The sequence below is a fragment of the Dryocola boscaweniae genome (genome assembly GCF_025215095.1).
Classification (GTDB): domain Bacteria; phylum Pseudomonadota; class Gammaproteobacteria; order Enterobacterales; family Enterobacteriaceae; genus Dryocola; species Dryocola boscaweniae.
The window spans coordinates 59,954-83,085 of sequence record NZ_JALHAP010000080.1 but is presented as its reverse complement, the minus strand read 5'-3'; the positions used below and the strand labels follow the sequence as shown (position 1 = coordinate 83,085).

25 protein-coding genes are annotated in these 23,132 nt (G+C 55.9%); 21 read left to right on the top strand and 4 right to left on the bottom strand.

Translation table 11 applies throughout. The features are described from left to right. Positions 1 to 183: 183 nt before the first annotated feature. From phnC to phnP, 14 genes are all read left to right on the top strand, one after another. Complete coding sequence (gene phnC, locus MUA00_RS14395) at positions 184 to 966, top strand: phosphonate ABC transporter ATP-binding protein (RefSeq protein WP_271123720.1); 783 nt, start codon at positions 184 to 186, stop codon at positions 964 to 966. 41 nt (positions 967 to 1,007) lie between these two features. Beyond that, positions 1,008 to 2,024 (top strand): phosphonate ABC transporter substrate-binding protein, encoded by a 1,017-nt coding sequence (phnD, locus tag MUA00_RS14390; protein WP_271123719.1) that lies wholly within the window; start codon positions 1,008 to 1,010, stop codon positions 2,022 to 2,024. Positions 2,025 to 2,125: 101 nt separating this feature from the next. Then, entirely contained in the window at positions 2,126 to 2,908 is a 783-nt protein-coding gene (phnE, locus tag MUA00_RS14385; protein WP_271123718.1) for a phosphonate ABC transporter, permease protein PhnE, read from the top strand. Positions 2,909 to 2,989: 81 nt separating this feature from the next. Further along, positions 2,990 to 3,715 (top strand): phosphonate metabolism transcriptional regulator PhnF, encoded by a 726-nt coding sequence (phnF, locus tag MUA00_RS14380; RefSeq protein WP_271123717.1) that lies wholly within the window; start codon positions 2,990 to 2,992, stop codon positions 3,713 to 3,715. Next, complete coding sequence (gene phnG / locus MUA00_RS14375; RefSeq protein ID WP_271123716.1) at positions 3,716 to 4,177, top strand: phosphonate C-P lyase system protein PhnG; 462 nt, start codon at positions 3,716 to 3,718, stop codon at positions 4,175 to 4,177. After that, entirely contained in the window at positions 4,174 to 4,758 is a 585-nt protein-coding gene (gene phnH, locus MUA00_RS14370; RefSeq protein ID WP_271123715.1) for a phosphonate C-P lyase system protein PhnH, read from the top strand. Before phnG ends, phnH begins: the two co-directional genes overlap by 4 nt. Next, a complete protein-coding gene (locus MUA00_RS14365; protein WP_271123952.1) occupies positions 4,758 to 5,822 on the top strand; it encodes a carbon-phosphorus lyase complex subunit PhnI in 1,065 nt (354 codons plus the stop codon). Before phnH ends, MUA00_RS14365 begins: the two co-directional genes overlap by 1 nt. Beyond that, a complete protein-coding gene (gene phnJ, locus MUA00_RS14360) occupies positions 5,815 to 6,660 on the top strand; it encodes an alpha-D-ribose 1-methylphosphonate 5-phosphate C-P-lyase PhnJ (RefSeq protein ID WP_271123714.1) in 846 nt (281 codons plus the stop codon). The genes MUA00_RS14365 and phnJ overlap by 8 nt, the downstream gene beginning before the upstream one ends. Beyond that, positions 6,657 to 7,415 carry a phosphonate C-P lyase system protein PhnK gene (gene phnK, locus MUA00_RS14355; RefSeq protein ID WP_271123713.1) on the top strand — a complete coding sequence of 253 codons (759 nt, stop codon included), beginning with the start codon at positions 6,657 to 6,659 and terminating at the stop codon, positions 7,413 to 7,415. Before phnJ ends, phnK begins: the two co-directional genes overlap by 4 nt. A gap of 127 nt (positions 7,416 to 7,542) precedes the next feature. Beyond that, entirely contained in the window at positions 7,543 to 8,247 is a 705-nt protein-coding gene (phnL, locus tag MUA00_RS14350) for a phosphonate C-P lyase system protein PhnL (protein ID WP_271123712.1), read from the top strand. Next, a complete protein-coding gene (gene phnM / locus MUA00_RS14345) occupies positions 8,234 to 9,370 on the top strand; it encodes an alpha-D-ribose 1-methylphosphonate 5-triphosphate diphosphatase (protein ID WP_271123711.1) in 1,137 nt (378 codons plus the stop codon). The genes phnL and phnM overlap by 14 nt, the downstream gene beginning before the upstream one ends. Beyond that, on the top strand, positions 9,370 to 9,957 hold the full coding sequence (phnN, locus tag MUA00_RS14340; RefSeq protein ID WP_408639715.1) for a ribose 1,5-bisphosphokinase: 588 nt from the start codon (positions 9,370 to 9,372) through the stop codon (positions 9,955 to 9,957). The genes phnM and phnN overlap by 1 nt, the downstream gene beginning before the upstream one ends. Further along, positions 9,950 to 10,417, top strand: a complete 468-nt coding sequence (phnO, locus tag MUA00_RS14335; protein ID WP_271123710.1) for an aminoalkylphosphonate N-acetyltransferase — start codon at positions 9,950 to 9,952, stop codon at positions 10,415 to 10,417. The genes phnN and phnO overlap by 8 nt, the downstream gene beginning before the upstream one ends. Next, the gene (gene phnP / locus MUA00_RS14330) at positions 10,395 to 11,153 is read left to right on the top strand and encodes a phosphonate metabolism protein PhnP (protein WP_271123709.1); all 759 of its coding nucleotides are present in this window, start codon (positions 10,395 to 10,397) and stop codon (positions 11,151 to 11,153) included. The genes phnO and phnP overlap by 23 nt, the downstream gene beginning before the upstream one ends. 86 nt (positions 11,154 to 11,239) lie before the next feature. Here phnP and MUA00_RS14325 read toward each other — a convergent pair whose 3' ends face one another. The 3 genes from MUA00_RS14325 to MUA00_RS14315 all read right to left on the bottom strand — a co-directional run bounded on the left by MUA00_RS14325 (position 11,240) and on the right by MUA00_RS14315 (position 15,125). Beyond that, complete coding sequence (locus tag MUA00_RS14325) at positions 11,240 to 11,737, bottom strand: REP-associated tyrosine transposase (RefSeq protein ID WP_271123708.1); 498 nt, start codon at positions 11,735 to 11,737, stop codon at positions 11,240 to 11,242. A gap of 170 nt (positions 11,738 to 11,907) precedes the next feature. Next, the gene (gene yjdP, locus MUA00_RS14320) at positions 11,908 to 12,252 is read right to left on the bottom strand and encodes a DDRRRQL repeat protein YjdP (protein WP_271123707.1); all 345 of its coding nucleotides are present in this window, start codon (positions 12,250 to 12,252) and stop codon (positions 11,908 to 11,910) included. Positions 12,253 to 12,548: 296 nt separating this feature from the next. After that, positions 12,549 to 15,125, bottom strand: a complete 2,577-nt coding sequence (locus tag MUA00_RS14315; RefSeq protein ID WP_271123706.1) for an ATP-binding protein — start codon at positions 15,123 to 15,125, stop codon at positions 12,549 to 12,551. Between the two features lie 260 nt (positions 15,126 to 15,385). Between MUA00_RS14315 and MUA00_RS14310 the strand changes: the two genes are divergently transcribed. The 7 genes from MUA00_RS14310 to MUA00_RS14280 all read left to right on the top strand — a co-directional run bounded on the left by MUA00_RS14310 (position 15,386) and on the right by MUA00_RS14280 (position 22,054). Beyond that, positions 15,386 to 16,909 (top strand): sugar ABC transporter ATP-binding protein, encoded by a 1,524-nt coding sequence (locus MUA00_RS14310; protein WP_271123705.1) that lies wholly within the window; start codon positions 15,386 to 15,388, stop codon positions 16,907 to 16,909. Beyond that, positions 16,902 to 17,927 (top strand): ABC transporter permease subunit, encoded by a 1,026-nt coding sequence (locus MUA00_RS14305; RefSeq protein WP_271123704.1) that lies wholly within the window; start codon positions 16,902 to 16,904, stop codon positions 17,925 to 17,927. The genes MUA00_RS14310 and MUA00_RS14305 overlap by 8 nt, the downstream gene beginning before the upstream one ends. A gap of 29 nt (positions 17,928 to 17,956) precedes the next feature. Then, positions 17,957 to 18,901, top strand: a complete 945-nt coding sequence (locus MUA00_RS14300) for an ABC transporter substrate-binding protein (protein ID WP_271123703.1) — start codon at positions 17,957 to 17,959, stop codon at positions 18,899 to 18,901. A 111-nt stretch (positions 18,902 to 19,012) separates the two neighbouring features. Continuing rightward, positions 19,013 to 19,696, top strand: a complete 684-nt coding sequence (locus MUA00_RS14295) for a D-lyxose/D-mannose isomerase (RefSeq protein WP_271123702.1) — start codon at positions 19,013 to 19,015, stop codon at positions 19,694 to 19,696. Positions 19,697 to 19,737: 41 nt separating this feature from the next. Next, positions 19,738 to 20,598 carry a ketose 1,6-bisphosphate aldolase gene (locus MUA00_RS14290; RefSeq protein WP_271123701.1) on the top strand — a complete coding sequence of 287 codons (861 nt, stop codon included), beginning with the start codon at positions 19,738 to 19,740 and terminating at the stop codon, positions 20,596 to 20,598. Positions 20,599 to 20,607: 9 nt separating this feature from the next. Beyond that, entirely contained in the window at positions 20,608 to 21,636 is a 1,029-nt protein-coding gene (locus MUA00_RS14285; protein WP_271123700.1) for a carbohydrate kinase family protein, read from the top strand. 262 nt (positions 21,637 to 21,898) lie between these two features. Beyond that, a complete protein-coding gene (locus MUA00_RS14280; RefSeq protein ID WP_271123699.1) occupies positions 21,899 to 22,054 on the top strand; it encodes a Hok/Gef family protein in 156 nt (51 codons plus the stop codon). 81 nt (positions 22,055 to 22,135) lie between these two features. On the opposite strand, the gene MUA00_RS14275 is transcribed toward MUA00_RS14280, so the two are convergent. Continuing rightward, on the bottom strand, positions 22,136 to 22,870 hold the full coding sequence (locus MUA00_RS14275) for a response regulator transcription factor (RefSeq protein ID WP_271123698.1): 735 nt from the start codon (positions 22,868 to 22,870) through the stop codon (positions 22,136 to 22,138). Positions 22,871 to 23,132 lie beyond the last annotated feature (262 nt).

The window sequence follows — 23,132 nt, the reverse complement described above, 5'->3', positions numbered from 1 at the left end:
AGAGAGTCCTCTATAGCAAAGGCAAAAACGAGGCGCGTCACAATACGACAAATAGCTGATTAACCTCGCGACTTCTCGCGAACCGACCGCCCGCAGCGCACTCTTCATCTTTTCGAAACCCGGGCTTAACAAAAATGACACATTTCGTCGGCACCATGAGGCAACTTTTCAAGGAGGCCGCGTATGCAAACGATTATCCGCGTCAACAAACTGAGCAAAACGTTTAACCACCATCAGGCGCTGAGCGCGGTGGATCTTGCGGTGAATGAAGGTGAGATGGTCGCTCTGCTGGGGCCGTCCGGCTCAGGCAAATCCACCCTCTTACGTCACCTGAGCGGTTTGATTACCTCTGATAAGGCCTCGGAAAGCCATGTCGAATTACTCGGCCGCACGGTACAAAAAGCGGGCCGTCTGGCAAGCGATATCCGCAAAAGCCGCGCCCACGCCGGCTACATCTTCCAGCAGTTCAATCTGGTTAACCGCCTGACGGTACTGGAAAACGTGCTGATTGGCGCGCTGGGTTCCACGCCGTTCTGGCGCACCTGCTTTAACTGGTTTACCCGCGAACAAAAACAGCGTGCGTTGCAGGCGCTGACCCGCGTCGGCATGGCGCAGTTTGCTTATCAGCGCGTCTCCACCCTGTCCGGTGGGCAGCAGCAACGCGTGGCGATTGCCCGCGCGCTGATGCAGCAGGCGAAAGTCATTCTCGCCGATGAGCCTATTGCCTCGCTTGACCCGGAATCCGCGCGCATCGTGATGGAAACCCTGCACGACATTAACCGCCTGGATGGCATCACCGTAGTGGTGACGCTGCATCAGGTGGACTACGCCCTGCGCTACTGCGAACGCATTGTCGCGTTGCGCCAGGGACACGTTTTTTACGACGGAAGCAGCTCAGCGTTCGACAGCGAACGGCTGGGAAATCTCTATCGCAGCATGGCCCGCGTTGACGCGGTCGCTGCTTAATATTTTATCCAATTCAAATTTTTCTACCTTAAGGAATGGTCATGAGCTACAAAGCCGTTAAAGCCCTCGCCTTTACCAGCCTGCTAAGCGTCAGCGCCCTGTTCAACGCAGCCCACGCGGATGAACAAGAGAAATCCCTGAACTTCGGCATCATTTCTACTGAATCGCAGCAAAACCTCAAACCGCAGTGGGACCCGTTCCTGAAGGACATGGAGAAAAAGCTGGGTATGAAGGTGAATGCTTTCTTCGCGCCGGACTACGCGGGGATTATTCAGGGCATGCGGTTTAATAAAGTGGATATCGCCTGGTACGGCAACCTTTCCGCTATGGAAGCGGTGGACCGCGCCAACGGGCAGGTGTTCGCGCAAACCGTAGCGGCAGACGGCTCGCCAGGCTACTGGAGCGTACTGATCGTTAACAAAGACAGCCCAATCAATAATCTGAACGACATGCTGGCAAAACGTAAAGATCTGAATTTTGGCAACGGCGATCCTAACTCCACCTCAGGTTATCTCGTCCCGGGCTACTACGTATTTGCTAAAAACAACGTAGCCGTGAGCGACTTCAAACGCTCGGTGAACGCTAACCACGAAACTAATGCCCTGGCCGTTGCGAACAAGCAGGTGGATGTCGCCACCAACAACACCGAAAACATGGATCGTTTAAAGCTCACCGCCCCGCAAAAATTCAACGATCTGAAGGTCATCTGGAAATCTCCGCTGATCCCCGGCGATCCGATCGTGTGGCGTAAAAATCTCTCCGAAGAAACCAAAGACAAAATCTATGACTTCTTTATGAGCTACGGCAAAGCCCCGGAAGAGGCACAGGTGCTTAAAGGCCTGACCTGGGCGCCGTTCCGCCCATCAAGCGATCTCCAACTGGTGCCGATTCGCCAGCTCGCGCTGTTTAAGCAAATGCAGGGCGTGAAGGACAACAAAGGTCTGGATGATAAAGAAAGGACCAGCAAGGTCAGCGAGTTGCAAAACCAGCTTAACGATCTGGATCGCCTCACTGCTGCGCTAAGTGCGATGAGCAGCGTGAATAAAGCGGTGCAGTGATTCTTCGGTGGATGACGCTGCGCTTATCCACCCTACGGCCCGATATCGTAGGGCGGATAAGCGATAGCGCCATCCGCCAGAACCAATAAACGGAGCAATCCATGCAACAAACGATACAGGTAAGCGTCCCGAAGCGTAGCTGGTTCTCGCTGGTGAGCTGGGCTGTTTTGCTGGCGGTGCTGATAGCCTCCTGGCAGGGCGCGGAAATGGCGCCGCTCACCCTGTTCCGCGACGCGGGCAATATGGCGACCTTCGCCGCCGATTTCTTCCCGCCGGATTTCAGCCAGTGGCAGGTTTACTTAAGCGAAATGGGCGTCACGCTGCAAATCGCCGTCTGGGGTACCGCGCTGTCCATCATTCTCTCCATTCCCTGCGGCCTGATGTGCGCCGACAACCTTGTGCCCTGGTGGGTTTACCAGCCGATGCGCCGCTTAATGGACGCCTGCCGCGCCATCAACGAAATGGTGTTTGCGATGCTGTTCGTGGTCGCCGTTGGTCTTGGGCCTTTTGCAGGCGTGCTGGCGCTGTTTATTCATACGACCGGCGTGCTCTCCAAGCTGCTTTCCGAAGCGGTTGAAGCCATTGAACCCGGCCCGGTAGAAGGTATTCGCGCCACCGGCGCCAACAAGATTGAAGAAATTCTCTACGGCGTGCTCCCGCAGGTAATGCCGCTGCTTATCTCCTATTCGCTCTACCGCTTTGAATCAAACGTCCGTTCGGCAACGGTAGTGGGCATGGTGGGCGCGGGCGGAATCGGCGTCACGCTCTGGGAAGCTATCCGTGGATTCCAGTTCCAGCAAACCTGCGCGCTGATGATTGTCATCATCATCACCGTCAGCCTGCTGGATTTCCTGTCGCAACGACTGCGTAAGCACTTTATCTAGGTGATAACGATGGCAAAGCTCATCCGTAGGTCGGGTAAGCGTAGCGCCACCCGACAAAAGCTATCCTGAGGATCGACTGAAATGCACTTATCCAGACATCCGACCAGTTATCCAACACGCTACCAGCAGATAGCCGCCCTGCTTGAGCAGGAGCTGCGCAAAAACTACCGCTGCGGCGACTACCTGCCAGCCGAAAGTCAGCTTGCGGCACGCTTTGAGGTCAACCGTCACACGCTACGCCGCGCCATCGACCAGCTCGTCGAAAAAGGCTGGGTACAGCGCCGTCAGGGCGTGGGCGTGCTGGTGCTGATGCGTCCGTTCGACTATCCGCTCAACGCCCAGGCTCGTTTTAGTCAGAATCTACTCGACCAGGGCAGCCATCCCACCAGCGAGCGTTTGCTTGCGGTGCTGCGCCCGGCCTCCAGCCACGTAGCTGACGCGCTGGGCGTAGCCGAAGGAGAAGACATTATCCATCTGCGCACCCTGCGCCGCGTGAACGGTATCGCGGTATGTCTTATCGACCACTACTTCGCCGACCTGTCCTGGTGGCCCGCACTGCAACAGTTTCACAGCGGCTCGCTGCATGACGTGCTTCAGGGGCAGCTAAATATTCATCTCAAACGTACGCAAACCCGCATCAGCGCCCGCCGCGCGCAGGCCAAAGAAAGCCGCCTGCTGGAGATCCCAAACATGGCGCCGCTGCTGTGCGTGCGCACCCTTAACCATCGTGAAGGCGAGGCAAACCCGGCGGAATATTCCGTCAGCCTGACCCGCGCCGACATGATCGAATTCACCATGGAGCACTAAATGGACGCACCGCAAATGAATATCGCACAGCGCCAGAACTGGATGGCCGTGCTCGCCCACAGCGTGGCGCAAGAACTGGCAAGCCGCTGGGAAGCGCTGAAAATCAGCCCGAATTATCAGGTCATCCGCCAGCCGGAAACAGGCCTGGTGCAGATCCAGGCGCGTATGGGCGCAACCGGCCAACGCTTTTTTGCGGGCGATGCCACGCTAACCCGCGCCGTGGTACAGCTCGATAACGGAATTTATGGCTACAGCTACTTATTAGGGCGCGATAAAGCCCACGCCGAGCGCTGCGCGGTTATCGACGCGCTGATGCAGGACAACGCTTATTTTCAGACTTTACAAGAAACCTTAATTGCCCCGCTGGCTGCAAACCGGGAACAGCGTCTGGCCAAACGCCGCGCTGAGGTAAACAGCAGCCGCGTCGACTTCTTTACTCTGGTTCGCGGAGATAACGCATGACCCTGATGACCGCTTTTACCCTGCCCGTGCAGGATGCCCAACAGAGCTTTCGCCGCCTGCTTAAAGCGATGAGCGAGCCGGGCGTTATCGTCGCGCTGCATTCGCTCCAGCAGGGCTGGGCGCCGCTGAATATCGCCTCTACCAGCGTGTTGCTGACGCTTGCCGACAACGACACCCCGGTATGGATAAGCGAAGCGCTGATTAACGAAACCACCGCGCAAAACGTGCGTTTTCATGCCAATGCGCCGATTTCCACGACGCCAGAACAGGCCCAGTTCGCCGTCGCCTGCGAAACGATTTCAGGCGCCCAGCTTAATGCCCTGGCACAGGGAACCGACGTTGCGCCGGACACCAGCGCCACGCTGATTTTGCAGGTGCCGAGCCTGAGCGGCGGGCGCATGCTCCGCCTGACCGGCGCGGGCATCCGTGAAGAACGCATGATAGCCCCGCAGTTGCCGGACTGCGTGATTCACGAGCTGACCGAACGTCCGCACCCATTCCCGTTGGGCATTGATTTAATCCTTACCTGCGGCGAGCGCCTGCTGGCAATCCCGCGCACAACTCACGTGGAGGTATGCTGATGTATGTCGCCGTGAAAGGGGGCGAGAAGGCGATTGCCGCCGCCCATGCTCTACAGGAACACAATCGCCGTGGCGATCCAGCGCATTGCGAACTGAGCGTCGCCCAAATTGAACAGCAGCTTGGCCTGGCGGTAGACCGCGTCATGACCGAAGGCGGAATCGCCGACCGCGAACTGGCGGCGCTTGCCATCAAACAGGCCAGCGGCGACATCGTGGAAGCCATCTTCCTGCTGCGCGCCTACCGCACAACCCTGCCTCGCCTGGCGGTAAGCGAACCGATAGATACCGCGAAAATGCGCCTGGAACGCCGTATCTCCGCAACGTACAAAGACGTTCCCGGCGGGCAAATGCTCGGCCCGACTTACGATTACACCCATCGCCTGTTGGATTTCGCTTTACTGGCGAACGGCGAGGCTCCGGCCCTGAAAACCAGCGACGATATTGCCGAACCCGCGCCGCACGTGTTCAGCCTGTTAGCGAAGCAGGATCTTGCCAAAGCGGAAGAAGACAACGGCGAACAGCCGGACGATATTACTCGCCAGCCGCCGGTTTATCCGTGCTCTCGCTCCTCCCGCTTACAGCAACTGGTGCGCGGCGACGAAGGCTATTTACTTGCCCTCGCCTACTCCACCCAGCGCGGTTACGGGCGCAATCACCCGTTCGCCGGGGAAATTCGCAGCGGCTACGTTGATATTGAAATCACGCCGGAAGAGCTGGGTTTTGCGGTAAACGTCGGCGAACTGCTGATGACGGAGTGCGAAATGGTTAACGGCTTTGTGGCGCCGGAAGACGAGCCACCGCACTTTACTCGTGGTTACGGGCTGGTGTTCGGCATGAGCGAACGCAAAGCGATGGCGATGGCGCTGGTCGATCGAGCCTTACAGGCGCCGGATTACGACGAAACCGTAGCGGGCCCGGCGCAGGACGAAGAGTTTGTGCTGTCGCACGCGGATAACGTTGAGGCCGCAGGATTCGTCTCGCACCTCAAACTGCCGCATTACGTGGATTTCCAGGCAGAACTGGAACTGCTTAACCGCCTGATAAAGGAGCGCGCAAATGGCTAACCTGAGCGGCTATAACTTCGCTTATCTGGATGAACAAACCAAACGCACTCTGCGCCGCGCCATCCTCAAAGCCGTGGCGATCCCCGGCTACCAGGTGCCGTTTGCCGGGCGTGAAATGCCTATGCCCTATGGCTGGGGAACGGGAGGCATCCAGATTACCGCAAGCGTGATTGGCGAAGCCGACGTGCTGAAAGTCATCGACCAGGGCGCTGACGACACCACCAACGCCGTCTCGATTCGCAACTTCTTCAAACGCGTAACCGGCGTGAATACTACCGAGCGTACGGAAGACGCAACGCTTATCCAGACGCGCCACCGCATCCCGGAAACGCCGCTTACCGAAGATCAGATCCTGATTTATCAGGTGCCGATCCCCGAACCGCTGCGCTTTATCGAACCGCGCGAAACGGAAACCCGCACCATGCACGCGCTGGAAGAATACGGCGTGATGCAGGTGAAGCTGTACGAAGATATCGCCCGTTTCGGCCACATCGCCACCACCTATGCCTACCCGGTGAAGGTGAACGAGCGCTATGTAATGGACCCGTCGCCCATTCCAAAATTCGATAACCCGAAAATGGACATGATGCCCGCGCTGCAATTGTTCGGCGCCGGACGCGAGAAGCGCATTTATGCGGTGCCGCCGTTTACCCGCGTGGAAAGCCTCGATTTCGACGACCATCCATTCACCGTTCAGGAATGGGATGAACCCTGCGCCATTTGCGGCTCGCGTCACAGCTACCTTGATGAAGTGGTGCTCGACGACGCGGGCAGCCGCATGTTCGTCTGCTCCGACACCGATTTTTGCCGCCAGAACAGCGAGGCCGCGCACTCATGAATCAACCGTTACTTTCGGTCAATAACCTGACCCACCTGTATGCGCCCGGCAAAGGTTTCAGCGACGTGTCTTTTGAACTCTATCCCGGCGAAGTGCTCGGTATCGTCGGCGAATCCGGTTCAGGAAAAACCACGCTGCTGAAGTCTATCTCCGCCCGCCTTACGCCGCAGAAAGGCGAAGTGATGTATCTCGACGCCTCGCTGTACGGCATGAGCGAAGGCGAACGCCGCCGCCTGCTGCGCACCGAATGGGGCGTAGTGCATCAACATGCGATGGACGGGTTGCGCCGCCACGTTTCTGCCGGCGGCAATATCGGCGAGCGTTTAATGGCAACTGGCGCACGCCACTACGGCGATATTCGCGCCACGGCCCAGCGCTGGCTTGAAGAGGTGGAAATTCCTGCCTCGCGCATCGACGATTTGCCGACGACCTTTTCCGGCGGCATGCAGCAGCGCCTGCAAATCGCCCGCAATCTGGTCACGCATCCGAAGCTGGTATTTATGGACGAGCCAACCGGCGGGCTGGACGTTTCCGTTCAGGCGCGCCTGCTCGACCTGCTGCGCGGTCTGGTGCGGGAGCTGAATCTGGCGGTGGTCATTGTCACCCATGATTTGGGCGTGGCGCGCCTGCTGGCCGACCGCCTGCTGGTGATGAAGCAGGGTCAGGTAGTGGAAAGCGGGCTGACGGACCGCGTGCTGGACGATCCGCACCATCCTTACACCCAACTGCTGGTGTCATCGGTGTTGCAGAACTGATTTTTGACTGACTTTTGTCGGATGGCGACGCTTACGCGTCCTATCCGACCTGCGAACGACGCACCTGTAGGTCGGATAAGGCGCAAGCCGCCATCCGACGTTATGGCAACCATTTCAAGGAATCAATATGTCCCGCTTACGGGTAGAAAACTTGAGCAAAACCTTTGTGTTACACCATCAGCACGGCATTCGCCTGCCGGTGCTGGCTAACGCCTCTTTAGAAGTTAAAGGTGGGGAATGCGTGGTGCTGCACGGCCATTCCGGCAGCGGAAAATCCACCCTGCTGCGCTCGCTGTACGCCAATTATCTGCCGGATGAAGGCCACATCTGGGTCAAACATCGCGACGAATGGCTGGACATTGTCCAGGCTCCGGCGCGTGACGTACTGGCGGTACGTCGCCAGACCATCGGTTGGGTGAGCCAGTTTTTGCGCGTTATCCCACGCATTTCCGCCCTGGAAGTGGTGATGCAGCCGCTGCTGGATTTGGGGGTGCCGCGTGAGGAATGCGCGGCGAAAGCTTCCGCTTTGTTAACGCGCCTGAACGTGCCGGAACGGCTCTGGAGCCTTGCGCCCTCTACATTTTCCGGCGGCGAGCAGCAGCGCGTGAATATCGCCCGCGGCTTTATCGTCGATTACCCGATTTTGCTGCTCGATGAGCCAACCGCCTCGCTGGATGCGAAAAACAGCGCCGCCGTGGTGGCTTTAATTCAGGAAGCCAAAGCGCGCGGCGCGGCGGTCGTCGGTATTTTCCACGATGAAACGGTGCGCAATCAGGTGGCGGATCGCCTGCATACTATGACGACGCTGGAGGCACAACATGATTATCAATAACGTCAAACTGGTGCTGGAAAACGAAGTGGTTAACGGTTCGCTGGAAGTGGCCGACGGCGCGATCCGCAACTTTGCCGACAGCCCGAGCCAGCTTCCGCAGGCGCAGGACGGTGAAGGCGGCTGGCTTCTGCCGGGCCTTATTGAGCTGCATACGGATAACCTGGACAAATTTTTCACCCCTCGCCCGAAGGTTGACTGGCCAGCCCATTCCGCCATGAGCAGCCATGACGCGCTGATGGTTGCAAGCGGCATCACCACCGTGCTGGATGCGGTGGCGCTGGGCGATGTGCGCGACGGCGGCGACAGGCTGGAAAACTTAGAAAAGATGATTAACGCGGTAATGGATAGTCAGCAGCGCGGCGTGAATCGCGCCGAGCACCGTCTGCATCTGCGCTGCGAACTGCCGCATCACACCACGCTGCCGCTGTTCCAGCAGTTAATCGACCGCGGCGGCGTATCGCTGGTTTCGCTGATGGATCACTCGCCGGGGCAGCGCCAGTTTTCCAACCTCGTTAAGTATCGCGAATATTACCAGGGCAAATACCAGCTCAGCGATACGGAAATGAACCATTACGAAGCCGATCAGTTACAGCTTGCAGAACGCTGGTCGCAGCCGAACCGTCTGGCGATTGCCGCCGAGTGCCGTGCACGCAATATCGCCCTCGCCAGCCATGATGACGCTACCGCCGCGCACGTTGTGGAATCGCACGAGCTGGGCAGCGTAATCGCTGAGTTCCCGACCACGCTTGAAGCAGCGCAGGCTTCGCGCAAGCACGGCTTAAGCGTGCTGATGGGCGCGCCGAACATTGTACGAGGCGGCTCGCATTCCGGGAACGTGGCGGCGCATCAGCTCGCACAGGTTGGTCTGCTGGATATTCTCTCTTCTGACTATTACCCGGCGAGCCTGCTGGATGCCGCGTTCCGCGTGGCGCACGATGATTCCAACAGCTTTACGCTGCCGCAGGCCGTGGCGCTGGTAACGCGTAACCCTGCCAGAGCGCTGCATCTGGCCGATCGCGGCGTGCTGGCGGAGGGCAAACGCGCGGACATGGTGCTGGCGCATCAGCATGGCAACCATGTCCACATCGGTCACGTCTGGCGTCAGGGAATTAGGGTGTTCTGATGAGTAAAATGGTCTGGTTGATGGGGCCATCCGGCTCCGGGAAAGACAGCCTGCTGACGGCGCTGCGCCAGCAGGAACATAATCAGCTATTGATAGCGCACCGCTATATTACGCGCGCTGCAGATGCAGGCTGTGAAAATCACATCTCCCTGAGCGAAAAGGAGTTCGCTCAGCGCCAGCAGCAGGGGTTGTTCGCCCTGAGCTGGCAGGCGCATCATCAAAGTTACGGCATTGGCGTGGAGCTGGATATCTGGCTGGAAGCCGGGTTTGATGTGGTGGTGAACGGCTCGCGCCAGCACCTTAAACAGGCACGCGAGCGCTACGGTAATGCTCTTGTGCCCATCTGCCTGCACGTTTCAACGGAAGTATTACGCCAGCGGCTGGAGCAGCGCGGGCGGGAAACACCGAATCAGATTGAGCAGCGTCTGCAACGGGCGACGATCTCAGCCCCGGATTTGGACCCTTGTCTGGTACTCAATAACGACGGCAGTCTGCTACAGTCTGTCGAGTCGTTTATGCGTCTGGTGAACGGCCAGCGCAATGCCAACGTCGTCCACTTCCGGCCAAAGGAGCCCCGTCATGTCTGATACCGTTGAATTTCGTCGCGCCACGCTTGCCGATAGCGATACCGTCTATGCTCTGATTTGCGAGCTAAAACAGGCGGAATTTGACCGGCAGGCGTTTAACGTCGGTTTTGCGGCGAATCTTGAAGATCACAACTTATGCTATCAGCTTGCGCTGGTTAACGGCGCGGTTGTCGGCATGATCGGTTTGCATATGCAGTTCCATCTTCATCATGCAAACTGGATTGGCGAGATTCAGGAGCTGGTGGTGATGCCGCAGGCGCGCGGATATGGCGTAGGAAGCAAGCTGCTGGCCTGGGCAGAAAACAAGGCGCGCATTGCCGGCGCGGAGCTAACGGAGCTGTCCACCGGCAAAGGCCGGCTGGATGCCCATCGTTTCTATGAACGCGAGGGCTATCAGCAGACCCATTTCCGCTTTACCAAACCCGTGGAGGCGCTGAATGAGCCTGAAGCTAACCCTTAGCGGCACCGGCGGCGCGCAGTTAGTTCCCGCTTTTGGCTGCCGCTGCGCTGCCTGCAAGCGCGCTCGCAACGATCCCCAATATCGCCGTAAACCTTGCAGCGCGGTGGTGAAGTTTAACGATGCGGTGACGCTGCTGGACGCGGGCATTGCGGATTTAATGGACCACTGGCAGCCAGAAGACTTTCAGCAGTTTTTACTGACGCATTATCATATGGATCACGTACAGGGCCTGTTTCCTTTGCGCTGGGGCGTGGGCAAGAAGATTCGCGTTTACGGCCCGCCGGATGAACAGGGCTGCGACGACCTCTTTAAGCATCCCGGCATGCTGGATTTCAGCCACACGCTTGAGCCCTTTGTCTGGTTTACCTTACAGGCGCTGCGCGTCACTCCGCTGCCGCTCAATCATTCGAAACTGACCTTCGGCTATCTGTTCGAAACGCCGCACAGCCGGGTAGCATGGTTGAGCGATACCGCAGGTTTACCGGAAAAAACGCTGAAGTTTCTGGCGAACAACAGGCCGCAGATTATTGTTATCGATTGTAGCCACGAACCGCGCCCTGAAACGCCGGGCAATCATTGCGATTTAAATACCGTGGTGGCGTTAAACCAACAGATTGGCTGCCCGCGCGTAATCCTCACGCATATCAGCCACCAGTTCGATTGCTGGATGATGGAAAATGCTCTTCCGACGGGTTTTGAAGCCGGGTTTGACGGGTTGGAAATTTGTGTGGATTAGCTCAGGTTTTGTCGGATGGCGCTAACGCTTATCCGACCTACAAAACACAAATGTAGGGTGGATAAGCGCAAGCGCCATCCACCACATCATCTGCGTTCGCCCGTATTTAAATCTCCTGACTCCCCTGCCCAATCCGCCGGATAAAGCCCTCGCTTAACATCCCGATGAAACGACGAGAAAGGCCAGTCGCTGACTTTATCGACTAATCCGTGCTTCAGGGGGTTGATATAGACGTAATTCATGCGCGCTGCGTAATCCTGTTCCTCCCTAATACAGTGCTCCCAAAAGCGTTTTTGCCAGACAGGGCGCGTCGCATAAGTTAGCGATTTAGTAAAAGATTTTTTTATTTCCCGCCAGCGGGCGGAATAATTGCTGTCCCCTGCCGGAAGCGTCCAGATGCAGTGCATATGATCGGGTAAAATCACCCATGCGTCGATCTCAAAGGGGTAGCGTAGCTTTACTTTTTGGATAGCCCATCTCAATTCGGTGAGATGACGAGTGAGTAAATCGCTATAGCGATCGAAAAGGTTAATGGTGAAAAACCAGGTTCCACCCGGAACGTAAGAACGGCGATAGTTCGGCATGTTCTGCTTCCTTGCAAAATGTCGGATGGCGCTGCCGCTTATCCGACCTACACAAATGTACGGTGGATAAGCGCAAGCGCCATCCTCCAGCGTGCCCTGAACATACCATGATTAATCAACCGCTCCCGGTGGCTATTGAAACTTCACAACACATCTCGCAAATATAATAACTACCGATATTCATCGTCCAGACGACGTTCGTCATCTTCGAGCTGGCGACGCTGTTCATCCAGTTGACGCTGCTGTTCGTCGAGCTGACGACGTCTGTCTTCGAGCTGGCGACGGCGGTCTTCATAGCGCTGCCGCGCGTCTGAGCTTTGCTGCCTGTCTTCATCGTCCCAGCGGCGATCGTCATCGTCATTATTGCGGCTGTCGTTTGGGTTGTAGGCGTCGTTAATCGCCTGGGAAATTGAGCCGACGATAGAATTATCAAACAGACCATCGAGCGCATCAGCACGAGCGAGCGTTGTCATCATAAGCGTGCTAAACAGCAGCGCGGTGGAGTATCGGTTCATAAGCCAGTCTCTGGGGGGACGAGCTGTAGCGTATGAAAGGCGCGAAACCGACGACAGCGGAGGATTCCCAAACTAAACACAAGTCAGCCCCTCTTTGCAGAGGGGCTAAGTCCTTGCTACAGGATAATTAATGAGGTGCATAGTAATAAATGAGGCGGCTTAAGGTGCATTCCAAATCCCACCCGCTTCCTCCTGGTTAACCGGAAGGGGCTTTCTATTAATGTCCACTTCCTCGCACCGAGTCAATTGTTTGTCGTTGACCTTTTTTCGTTTTGTTATTCAGAGTACGAATAGCGTTATTCTATCGTTCGGGACTGCCATGCGCGGCGCAATGCATGAGCCAACTGTACCTGATTAAACGGCTTACGAAGCAGTTCCACTTCCGGCAGTTGCTGCCCGCTGCGACGCAAATCCTGGCCGCTAATCAGCAGCAAAGTGAGATGAGGATAATGCTCGCGAGCGTGCTGCAACACTTCCGCCCCGCTCCTGCTTCCCGGCAGCATTAAGTCGCTGACGACGATGCTGATGTCCGGCACGTCGGCCAACAGTTGCAGCGCCTGCTGGCTGTCGCTGGTTTCCAGCGTCAGATACCCCAACTGATGCAGTTGTTCACATAAGGTCTGACGCACATCCTGTTCATCTTCCAGCACCAGCACCAGCCGATCCTCATTGTCGTTCGCGGCAAGCAACTGCGGCGGCGGTTCGCTCACCGCCTGCGCCGAAGCGCGGGGAAGCTGCAGGCGTACCAGCGTTCCCTGTCCCGGCGCGCTTTCAATCTGCACGCGTCCGCCGGACTGGCGCACAAACCCATACACCATCGACAGGCCCAGCCCGCTGCCGCTGCCGGTCTGTTTGGTGGTAAAGAACGGCTCAAACACCTGCGCCTTTATTTCCGGCGACATGCCGTGTCCAGTGTCGATCACTTCCAGCGCGACCATATCCTGTCTGCCTCCGCTGGCGCGGACCACCCGCTGGTTCCAGGTACGAATTTTTATGCAGCCGGTCTGCCCGTCCATCGCGTCGCGGGCGTTCATCACCAGATTGATAATGGCGTTTTCTAGCTGATTGACATCGATCCACGCAGGCCAGGCGGGCTGCTGCGCTTCAATCTCAAGCGTGAGCGTGGCGGGCAAAGAGTGGCGGATTAGCGGGTCGAGATTATCCAGCAGGCTTTTCATCGCCACGGCGTGTGGATGGAGCGACTGTTTGCGCGAAAATGCCAACAGCCGCTGGGTGAGCTGCGCGCCACGCTCGGCGGCTTTCAGCGAGCGGTTGATGCGCGTCGCATCCGGCGAATCCGCCGGAACCAGTTCAAGGCTGCCGATGATGACCGCGAGCAGGTTGTTAAAATCATGAGCAAGCCCGCCGGTTAATTGTCCCACCGCTTTCATCTTCTGGCTATGTACCAGCGCCTCCTCAAGCGCTTTGCGTTCGCTGCGCTCAAGCACCACGTTAACCATGCCTCGCCCCGGCACCGGGCTGAAACGCAGCTCAATGGTGCGATTATCCGCAAGCCGCAGCTCTTGCGGCAATGGACGCAGCCGCGAAAGGTTTTCCAGAATATGCTCCTGCAGCGGCGTGACCTGTTTGAGCAGGCCAAGGTAATGTTGCCCGCGCTGCAGCTTTTCCGGCGCTAAACCCAGCAGCAGCGGATACTGAGGATTCCACACCACCAAAAATCCCTCATTATCGAACAGCGCAAAGCCGTCGCGCATGGCGTGGAAGGTGGTTTCCAACTGTGTGCTTTTTTCTTTCAGCAATTTCGAGGTGTGTTCCAGAGAAGCGGTATTGCGTGCAAAAACGTTGAATGCGCGCGCCAGTTCACCAAGTTCGTCCCTTCTTTGCAACGCGGGCACGCTAACATCCCGTTCGCCTCTGGCCAGCCGCGTCATAGCCTGAGAAATAGCCGTCAGATTCGAACCAAGATTTTTGTAGATATACCAGCCTGCAAAGCCGGTTATCACCAGCGCCAGCAAAGCAAACAGGCCGATAAAGAAGATGATGGATTGCAGGTCTTTGTGGCTTTGTTCGGTGCGATTAAGCGATTCCTGCGCCACTTTCTGCACGTAAAGGTTGATGTCCTCATTAAGAAAAGCCACCAGCGCTTTGATGTGATACATAAACCAGGCAATGCCCAAATCGCTGTTATCAAGCCGCTGAGAAAGCGGCAGCAATTGCCGCAAATGCGCGCTGAATTCCTGCAATATTTCCGCAATCAACGGCGAGTCAGCATGAGTCGGCAGTTTTGCCATGACGTTGGTAAGCTGAACCACGGTCGCCTTTGGCGAGGGCGTTTGGATGGCAATCAGGATAAGCCTGTCCATTTCAGCCAGCAGCGCGCTATCCGGAACGTTCAATCCGTCGCGGGCATTGATGTCCTGGATATGGTGCAGATAGCTTTGGTTCTGATAGAGCGCGCTTAACAGTTCGTTACGCTCAAGGTGGCGACGGTGGCCCAGCTCCAGCATGCGCGTGACGCTGCTTTCCAGTTCATTACTGCGATCGGTTATGCGCTTGACCAACTGCGGCTCATGGCTTGCAAGCGGAGCGTTTGCCAGATGATTCAGTGAATTTTGCAGCTCCAGTTGCGTTTGCTTCAGGCGTGCCGCCTCGCTCTGGTACTCAAGCGCGCCGACAACCTGCGTCAACCGCACGGCGGCAGTAGCCACATTCGCCGTGTCCCGTGCCAGCTCCATGCTGCCGGACATGTCGCTGAGCGTTTGCCCCTGCACCTGCTCCTGCAAGCGACTGGCGTGTTCAAACCCCAGTACCGCCACGCCACAGACCATCAACGTCACCGCCACCACCAGCAGGTTGAAAAACAGCAGACGGCCACGGGCGCTGGCTAAGAAAGGTGTGCGGGGTTGCGGCATGTTGGCTCCAGTTCCAGCGTGTAAGGCGGATAAGCGCAAGCGTCATCCGTCTTCTGACGAATGAGCGGTGGATGGCGCGTTGTTTATCCACACTACATTTCTAGTTGCATCGCCGCAGCAGGGAAATCAATCCATCACGGTAATGTGACGACGGTTAACTATTCACGAATATGACAAATATGAACGGCTTCTGACATTTTGTGTTTACCGACGGGTGTTTGACTGGCATCACTCGCTTTTTCACCCGCAGGAGCCGCGCCATGAGTAAAGTGCCTATTCTTGAGATGCGCAATATTGCCAAGTCTTTTGGCAAATTTTATGCGCTTAAAGGCGTCGACTTAACGGTGTTCCCCGGCGAAATTCACGCGCTGATGGGGGAAAACGGCGCCGGGAAAAGTACCCTGATGAAAATCCTCGCAGGCGCCTATACCGCCACCAGCGGGGAGATCCTGATTGATGGCCAGCCTTACAGCATCAAGGGGCCAAAAGATGCTTTAAGCGCCGGTATCACGCTGATTTACCAGGAGATGCAGCTCGCCCCTAACCTCACCGTGGCAGAGAACATTTTCCTCGGCAGCGAGCTTTCACGCGCGGGCCTTGTGCAGCGCAAAGAAATGGTGATGCAGGCCCAAACGGTCATTAATCGTCTTGGGGCGCAGTTTAAGGCCAGCGATCTGGTCATGAAGCTGACCATCGCCGAACAGCAGCAGGTTGAGATTGCCCGTGCGCTACACCGCAACAGCCGCATTTTAGTCATGGATGAACCCACCGCGGCGCTTTCTTCCCGCGAAACGCACCGTCTGTTCGAGCTGATTATGCGCCTGCGCGACGAAGGCATGGCGATCATCTACATCAGCCATCGCATGGCGGAAGTGTATGAACTATCAGACCGGGTGAGCGTGCTGCGCGACGGGCAGTACGTCGGCAGCCTGACCCGCGAAAACCTTAACGCCAATGAGCTGGTGCGCATGATGGTGGGCCGTCCGCTAAGCGATCTGTTCAATAAAGAACGTGATATTCCGCTGGGCAATACGCGGCTGAACGTTCATCACCTGACGGACGGCGGCAAAGTGCAACCGGTGAGTTTACAGGTACGTTCCGGAGAAATTGTCGGTCTTGCCGGATTAGTCGGCGCGGGGCGTTCCGAACTCGCACAGCTTATTTTTGGCGTGCGCAAAGCGACAGGCGGGACGATAGAAATCGATGGGAATCCGGTCAACATCCATTCACCGCGTGAAGCCATTCGTTACGGCATTGGCTTTCTTACCGAAAACCGCAAAGAGCAGGGTTTGTTTCTGGAGCTTGCGGCGCAGGACAACATCACCATGGCGACGCTGGAACGCGACGCACATTACGGCTGGCTGGATCGCAAAAAGGCGCAAACCATTTCCGACGATGCCATCAGCCTGCTGAATATTCGCGTGCCTCATGCGCAGGTGCGTGCCGGAGGTTTATCCGGCGGGAATCAGCAAAAACTGCTGATCTCACGCTGGGTAGCAATCGGCCCGCGTATTTTGATCCTTGATGAACCCACCCGCGGCGTGGACGTCGGCGCCAAAAGCGAGATCTACCGGATCATGAGCCAGATGGCGAAACAGGGCGTGGCGATCCTGATGATCTCAAGCGAGCTCCCGGAAGTGGTCGGCATGAGCGACCGGGTTTATGTCATGCGTGAAGGCAGCATCGCAGGCGAGTTGCACGGTACGGACATCACACAAGAAAGCATTATGACGCTGGCAACCGGCGTAGAAGATGCCCACAAGAAGGTGGTTAACCATGGCTAATACGATTGATCCGCGCAAAGGCGCGCCTGTTGCCGACACCCCGCAGCAGGTTGCAAAATCCGCCTCGCTGAAAAAAGCGCTGTTTGGCGATTTAATGCAAACGGTAGGGATTTTGCCGATTCTGGTGCTGATCGTCGCCGTTTTCGGCTTTGTCGCGCCTAATTTTTTCACTGAGTCAAACCTGCTGAACATTGCTCGCCAGTCGTCGATCAATATCGTTCTCGCAGCCGGAATGACGTTCATTATTTTGACCGGCGGTATCGACCTTTCCGTTGGTTCAATTCTTGGCACCACGGCGGTGACGGCGATGGTCGTTTCGCTGATGCCGGGCTGGGAATCGCTGTCAATTCCTGCCGCGCTGATGATGGGCACCGGGCTTGGGCTGTTTAACGGCATGCTGGTGGCCTGGGCGGGATTACCGCCGTTTATCGTAACGCTTGGCACCTATACCGCCCTGCGCGGCGCGGCTTATCTGCTGGCGGACGGCACCACGGTGATTAACTCCAATATCAACTTTGAGTGGATCGGCAACTCGTATCTGGGCCCGATTCCCTGGCTTGTGGTGATTGCGCTGGCGGTGATAGTGGTGTGCTGGTTCATCCTCAGACGCACCACGCTTGGCGTCCATATCTACGCGGTTGGCGGCAATATGCAGGCGGCGCGTCTGACGGGCATCAAAGTCTGGATGGTTCTGCTGTTCGTTTATGGCATGAGCGGCCTGCTTTCCGGACTTGGCGGCGTGATGAGCGCCTCAAGGCTGTACAGCGCCAACGGCAACCTCGGCATGGGCTATGAGCTGGACGCTATCGCGGCGGTCATCCTCGGCGGCACCAGCTTTGTAGGCGGCATCGGCACCATTACCGGCACGCTGGTTGGCGCGCTGATTATCGCCACGCTTAACAATGGCATGACGCTAATGGGCGTCTCGTATTTCTGGCAACTGGTGATCAAAGGGGCGGTGATCATCATTGCGGTGCTGATAGATAAATACCGTACCCGTCACCATCAAAGTGCATAACAAAAAACACCCTACACAGGAGATATTCCATGCGTTTGAAGCCAATAGTGACCGCGTTGCTCGCGGGAGCCATGATTGCCGGGGCGCCCTTTGCTCAGGCGAAAGAACTGAAATCCATCGGGGTGACGGTGGGCGATCTTGCCAACCCGTTCTTCGTGCAGATTACCAAAGGGGCCGAGCTTGAAGCCCGTAAGCTTGCGGGTGACAACGTGAAAGTAACCCTGGTGTCCAGCGGTTACGATCTGGGCCAGCAGGTCTCGCAGATTGATAACTTTATCGCCGCGAAAGTGGATATGATCATTCTTAACGCCGCGGATTCCAAAGGGATCGGCCCGGCGGTGAAACGCGCTAAAGATGCCGGGATCGTGGTTGTAGCGGTGGACGTGGCGGCGGAAGGCGCAGATGCGACGATCACCTCAAACAACACCCAGGCAGGCGAAATGGCCTGTAAGTACATTTCAGATCGCTTAAAAGAGAAAGGCAACGTGGTCATCATCAACGGACCGCCGGTATCCGCCGTGCAGAACCGTGTTGAAGGCTGCTTGACCGAGTTTAAAAAGCATCCGGATATCAAGATCCTTTCTTCTAATCAGAACGCCAAAGGCAGCCGTGAAGGCGGCCTGGAAGTAATGACTTCGCTGCTGGCCGCCAATCCTAAGATCGACGGAGTATTCGCCATCAACGATCCAACGGCGATCGGCGCCGATTTGGCGGCGAAACAGGCTCAACGCAACGAATTCTTTATCGTTGGCGTGGATGGCAGCCCGGATGCGGAAGAAGCCCTGAAGCGCGGCGGGAATACGCTGTTCGTGGCAACGCCTGCGCAAGACCCGCAGGTGATGGCGGCGAAAGCGGTAGAGATTGGTTACGACATTCTGCAAGGCAAACCTGCGCCTAAAGAGCCGGTGCTGATTCCGGTGACGATGATCGATAAAAATAATATCGGCACCTATAAAGGCTGGACGGTGAAATAACGCAAGCGCTCTGCAAATTGTAGGGCGGATAAGCAACGCGCCACCTGTAATAAAGGTGGAAGGCGCTCGCTTTTCCGCCCGACGAAAAGAGAGTATGGATGAGGAGACAACATGAAACGCTCCGAAGTGAACCAAATCCTGTCCCAGACTCGCCATTTTTTTATGCAGCATGACGTTCATCTGCCTCCCTTCGCCTCTTACGATCTGACGAAATGGCAACAAATAGATAAAGACATCTGGCAGGAAGTATTCGATCTAAAGCTGGGCTGGGACGTGACGGCGTTTGGCGGCAACGATTTTCTTGCCCAGGGACTGACGCTGTTCACCTTGCGTAACGGTTCGCCGGACGGCGCGCCTTATTCCAAATGCTACGCCGAGAAAATCATGCATGTTCGCGAAGGGCAGCTCACGCCGATGCATTTTCACTGGCGGAAACAAGAAGACATTATTAATCGCGGCGGCGGCAATTTGATCGTCGAGCTGTGGAATTCAGACCAGTTTGAACAGCCCGAAGAGAGCGACGTGACGGTAACCATTGACGGCTGCCGCCAGACTCACGCGGCAGGTAGCCAGCTACGCTTGTCGCCAGGAGAAAGCATCTGTCTGGTGCCCGGCGTCTATCACAGTTTTTGGGGCGAACCTGGATACGGCGACGTGCTGGTCGGCGAAGTGTCGATGGTTAACGACGATGATCGCGACAACCGGTTCCTGAAGCCGCTTGAACGTTTTAACAGCATCATTGAAGACGAACCGACGCGAATGCTGCTGTGCAATGAATATCGCCAACGCTTTTAATTGGCCCATCTCTTTTCTTTCCCAACACCGGGGGAATCATTATGGCTTTGATATCACTTGCAGACGGACTGGCCCACGCACGCGCAAACGGCTACGCGCTGGGTGCTTTTAACGTGCTCGACAGCCATTTTCTGCGCGCGCTATTTGCCGCGGCAAAGCAAGAAAAATCGCCTTTTATCATCAACATCGCCGAAGTACATTTTAAATATGTGTCGCTGGATTCATTAGTCGAAGCCGTCAAATTCGAAGCGGCCCGGCACGATATTCCGGTGGTGCTCAATCTCGATCACGGCCTGCATTTTGAAGCGGTAGTTCGCGCCTTACGCCTCGGTTTTAGCTCGGTAATGTTTGATGGTTCTACACTTGAATATGAAGAGAATATTCGTCAGACCCGCGAAGTGGTGAAGATGTGCCACGCGGTAGGCGTTTCCGTAGAAGCGGAATTGGGCGCGGTTGGCGGCGATGAAGGCGGCGCGCTGTACGGCGAAGCCGATAGCAATAAATTCACCGATCCTGCCGTCGCCCGTGATTTTGTCGACAGGACCGGCATTGACACGCTGGCCGTCGCCATTGGCAACGCTCACGGTAAATACAAAGGTGAACCAAAGCTTGATTTTGACCGTCTGGCCGCCATCCGTCAGCAAACGGGTATACCGCTGGTACTGCATGGCGGTTCCGGCATCAGCGATGAGGATTTTCGTAAAGCGATAACGCTCGGCATTCACAAGATAAATTTCTATACCGGTATGTCGCAGGCGGCGCTTGGCGCGGTCGAGAAGCGCATGAATCAGCGCCACGCGATTTATGACGAGTTTGCCGAGCTGTTGCTGGGCATTGAAGAAGCTATTACGGATGTTGTGGCCGAGCAGATGCGGATTTTTGGCAGTTCGGGTAAAGCCTAAGGAGTTGCTATGACAGAGCGCAGCGGAATTATTGCCGCCGGAAATATGCTGGTCGACCATGTGCATCAAATCGTGCAATGGCCGCAGCGCGGGTGGCTGGCAGAAATCGTACACAGCGAACGTTCAACGGGCGGCGCGCCGCTGAATGTGCTGCTGACGCTTGCGAAAATGCATGTCGGCCTGCCCTTACAGGCGGTAGGGCTGGTCGGCGACGATAACGATGGCGACTATATTATGGCGATGCTCGATCAGTATCATGTGAATCGCCAGCACGTTCACCGCACCAACTTTGCGCCCACGTCGATGTCGCAGGTGATGACCGATCCCAGCGGACAGCGCACTTTCTTCCATTCGCCAGGGGCTAATCGCCTGCTCGATTTGCCCGCTTTTGATCGCCTTGAAGCGTCATTTAAAATTTTCCATCTCGGTTATTTGCTGCTGCTCGACAGCCTTGATATGGAAGATGCGGAATACGGTACGCGCAGCGCAAGGCTGCTGGCGCAGATGTCCCAACAGGGGTACGAAACCTCGCTCGATTTAGTTTCAAGACAGGGCGACCCACGCTATCGCCCGATGGTGCTCCCTGCCCTACGCTGGCTGGATTATCTGGTGATTAACGAACTGGAGGCCGGTGAATTTAGCGGGCTGGATATTCGTCTGTCGGATGGATCGCCGCATGTAGAAAATATTGCTCAGGCTGCGAATCTGTTGCTTGAGTCTGGCGTGCGCCAGCGTGTGGTCATTCACTGCCCGGAAGGCGCCTGGGGCGTAGAAACGAATGGCGAAGGCATATGGGTGCCATCGTTTCGTTTAGCGCCTGAAGAAATCATCGGAAGCGTAGGGGCAGGCGATGCGTTTTGCGCCGGCGTTTTATATGGATGCCATGAAAAATGGTCGCTGGTAGACAGCCTGAAATTAGCCCATGCTTGTGCTCACGCTAATTTATTGTGCGCTAACGCAATTGATGGTGCAAAACCGTTGGCAGAATTAAAGATATTTATTAATGACAATAGTGAAATAAGCAAAGCGACTATTTAAAATATTTGCGGCACACATTCCAGATAAATGTAACTTCCCTTGGGTGAATTACATTGCCAATTTTATTCCAAATATTTAAAACCTCGGTAAACTACTCAGCGGGTGCTTAGGGCTTTCTGTCCTGAGCATAAGTGAGGGAGAGTCTCTTAAGCCTAAGAGCAAGAAAGCCCCGGGCAACTATTACGTTAACCCGAGGCTATCCCTCAACTCCGAACAAGTTGAGACTAGCCTCTTGCTCGCCGAAAGGCAAGGAGTAAAAGGCATGAAGCCTACAAGATCTGGTGTCGTGTGTTTATTAATTGTTTGCGTAACGTTAGTAGCGCTAACCTTATTAACACGTCGTAATCTTTGCGAAGTGAAAATAAGGAATGACACGCAGGAGGTGGCGGCTAAGTTAGCCTGTGAACTTGTAAGCTAACGCTCAACGGGCGGGGTTTACTCCGCCCAACTTGTGAAGCGTTAAGGGAAGTCTTAAGCACCCATTTATTTTTTAAATAATTCAGGCTGCATTATTTTCAGCCTGAATCACATCAGCAGAAAATACATAGCCCACGCCACGAATAGTTCGAATTAATACTGGCTGATGTGGGTTAACCTCTATTTTTCTGCGCAGCCGCATAATAAGCACGTCTATCGTTCTGTCGAAGATTTCCAGGCTTTCACTGTGGGTAAGCTCCAGTAATCTTTCCCGTGATAAGACTTTGCGAGCGTTTTGCATCAGCGCCAGCAGAAGACCATATTCCCCTTGCGTGAGATCGACCCGCTCATGCTGCGCATTAAATAACTGACAACGATCGGTGTCTAACCGCCAACTGTTGAAATGTAATCCGCTGGTTTTCGTGGTGACCATTTCTACAGCCAGCGCCCCTGTGCGTCGTAGCACGGCTTTAACACGAGCGACCACCACGCGTGGATTAAAAGGTTTGGCGATGTAATCGTCCGCTCCCATCTCCAGCCCTACGACAACATCGGACTCACTGCCGAGACCAGTCAACATAACGACTGGGAGTTCAGGGCGCAGCCGTTGGATCTGCTGCAGCACCTGCAGCCCGTTGATATCCGGCAGCATCATATCAAGCAGCACCAGCGCAACCGCAGATTGCTCAGCGATGGCGGTTAAAGCCTCGTTTCCGGTATGACAGACCAGCACGTCAAAAACATGCTCATTAAGGGTATCGCGCAGCACATCGCAGATAGCCAGATCGTCATCCACCACCAATATTGCAGGCTTCATTATTATTCTCCGGGGAGGATGTCCAGGTCAGGTAAGTGTGAACGATTGTTGATGGAGTACCGCATAAAAGACAAATGCCCATGCTGAAATTTCAATCGGCGTCACAAAGGGCGCTTTCTTACAAAGCGCGTTCCCTGTCCAAATAACGATCCCTGTTTAAGTCAAAAAATAAAAAACCAGCAGCATATACTCACTCGCCACCATACTTATGCCATCAGCCAAACGCTGTTCGCCTACTGATCTCTGCCACGGCCACGATCGG

Excerpts from the sequence above, each read along its gene's own strand:
- MUA00_RS14295 (WP_271123702.1), top strand. The coding sequence starts at position 19,013 with ATGAAACGCTCCGAAGTGAACCAAATCCTGTCCCAGACTCGCCATTTT.
- MUA00_RS14285 (WP_271123700.1), top strand. The coding sequence starts at position 20,608 with ATGACAGAGCGCAGCGGAATTATTGCCGCCGGAAATATGCTGGTCGAC.
- phnO (WP_271123710.1), top strand. The coding sequence starts at position 9,950 with ATGTCTGATACCGTTGAATTTCGTCGCGCCACGCTTGCCGATAGCGAT.
- MUA00_RS14300 (WP_271123703.1), top strand. The coding sequence starts at position 17,957 with ATGCGTTTGAAGCCAATAGTGACCGCGTTGCTCGCGGGAGCCATGATT.
- phnP (WP_271123709.1), top strand. The coding sequence starts at position 10,395 with ATGAGCCTGAAGCTAACCCTTAGCGGCACCGGCGGCGCGCAGTTAGTT.
- phnN (WP_408639715.1), top strand. The coding sequence starts at position 9,370 with ATGAGTAAAATGGTCTGGTTGATGGGGCCATCCGGCTCCGGGAAAGAC.
- MUA00_RS14290 (WP_271123701.1), top strand. The coding sequence starts at position 19,738 with ATGGCTTTGATATCACTTGCAGACGGACTGGCCCACGCACGCGCAAAC.
- phnK (WP_271123713.1), top strand. The coding sequence starts at position 6,657 with ATGAATCAACCGTTACTTTCGGTCAATAACCTGACCCACCTGTATGCG.
- MUA00_RS14305 (WP_271123704.1), top strand. The coding sequence starts at position 16,902 with ATGGCTAATACGATTGATCCGCGCAAAGGCGCGCCTGTTGCCGACACC.
- phnF (WP_271123717.1), top strand. The coding sequence starts at position 2,990 with ATGCACTTATCCAGACATCCGACCAGTTATCCAACACGCTACCAGCAG.
- phnG (WP_271123716.1), top strand. The coding sequence starts at position 3,716 with ATGGACGCACCGCAAATGAATATCGCACAGCGCCAGAACTGGATGGCC.
- MUA00_RS14325 (WP_271123708.1), bottom strand. The coding sequence starts at position 11,737 with ATGCCGAACTATCGCCGTTCTTACGTTCCGGGTGGAACCTGGTTTTTC.
- MUA00_RS14280 (WP_271123699.1), top strand. The coding sequence starts at position 21,899 with ATGAAGCCTACAAGATCTGGTGTCGTGTGTTTATTAATTGTTTGCGTA.
- MUA00_RS14275 (WP_271123698.1), bottom strand. The coding sequence starts at position 22,870 with ATGAAGCCTGCAATATTGGTGGTGGATGACGATCTGGCTATCTGCGAT.
- phnL (WP_271123712.1), top strand. The coding sequence starts at position 7,543 with ATGTCCCGCTTACGGGTAGAAAACTTGAGCAAAACCTTTGTGTTACAC.
- phnH (WP_271123715.1), top strand. The coding sequence starts at position 4,174 with ATGACCCTGATGACCGCTTTTACCCTGCCCGTGCAGGATGCCCAACAG.
- MUA00_RS14310 (WP_271123705.1), top strand. The coding sequence starts at position 15,386 with ATGAGTAAAGTGCCTATTCTTGAGATGCGCAATATTGCCAAGTCTTTT.
- MUA00_RS14365 (WP_271123952.1), top strand. The coding sequence starts at position 4,758 with ATGTATGTCGCCGTGAAAGGGGGCGAGAAGGCGATTGCCGCCGCCCAT.
- phnJ (WP_271123714.1), top strand. The coding sequence starts at position 5,815 with ATGGCTAACCTGAGCGGCTATAACTTCGCTTATCTGGATGAACAAACC.
- phnM (WP_271123711.1), top strand. The coding sequence starts at position 8,234 with ATGATTATCAATAACGTCAAACTGGTGCTGGAAAACGAAGTGGTTAAC.
- yjdP (WP_271123707.1), bottom strand. The coding sequence starts at position 12,252 with ATGAACCGATACTCCACCGCGCTGCTGTTTAGCACGCTTATGATGACA.
- MUA00_RS14315 (WP_271123706.1), bottom strand. The coding sequence starts at position 15,125 with ATGCCGCAACCCCGCACACCTTTCTTAGCCAGCGCCCGTGGCCGTCTG.
- phnE (WP_271123718.1), top strand. The coding sequence starts at position 2,126 with ATGCAACAAACGATACAGGTAAGCGTCCCGAAGCGTAGCTGGTTCTCG.
- phnC (WP_271123720.1), top strand. The coding sequence starts at position 184 with ATGCAAACGATTATCCGCGTCAACAAACTGAGCAAAACGTTTAACCAC.
- phnD (WP_271123719.1), top strand. The coding sequence starts at position 1,008 with ATGAGCTACAAAGCCGTTAAAGCCCTCGCCTTTACCAGCCTGCTAAGC.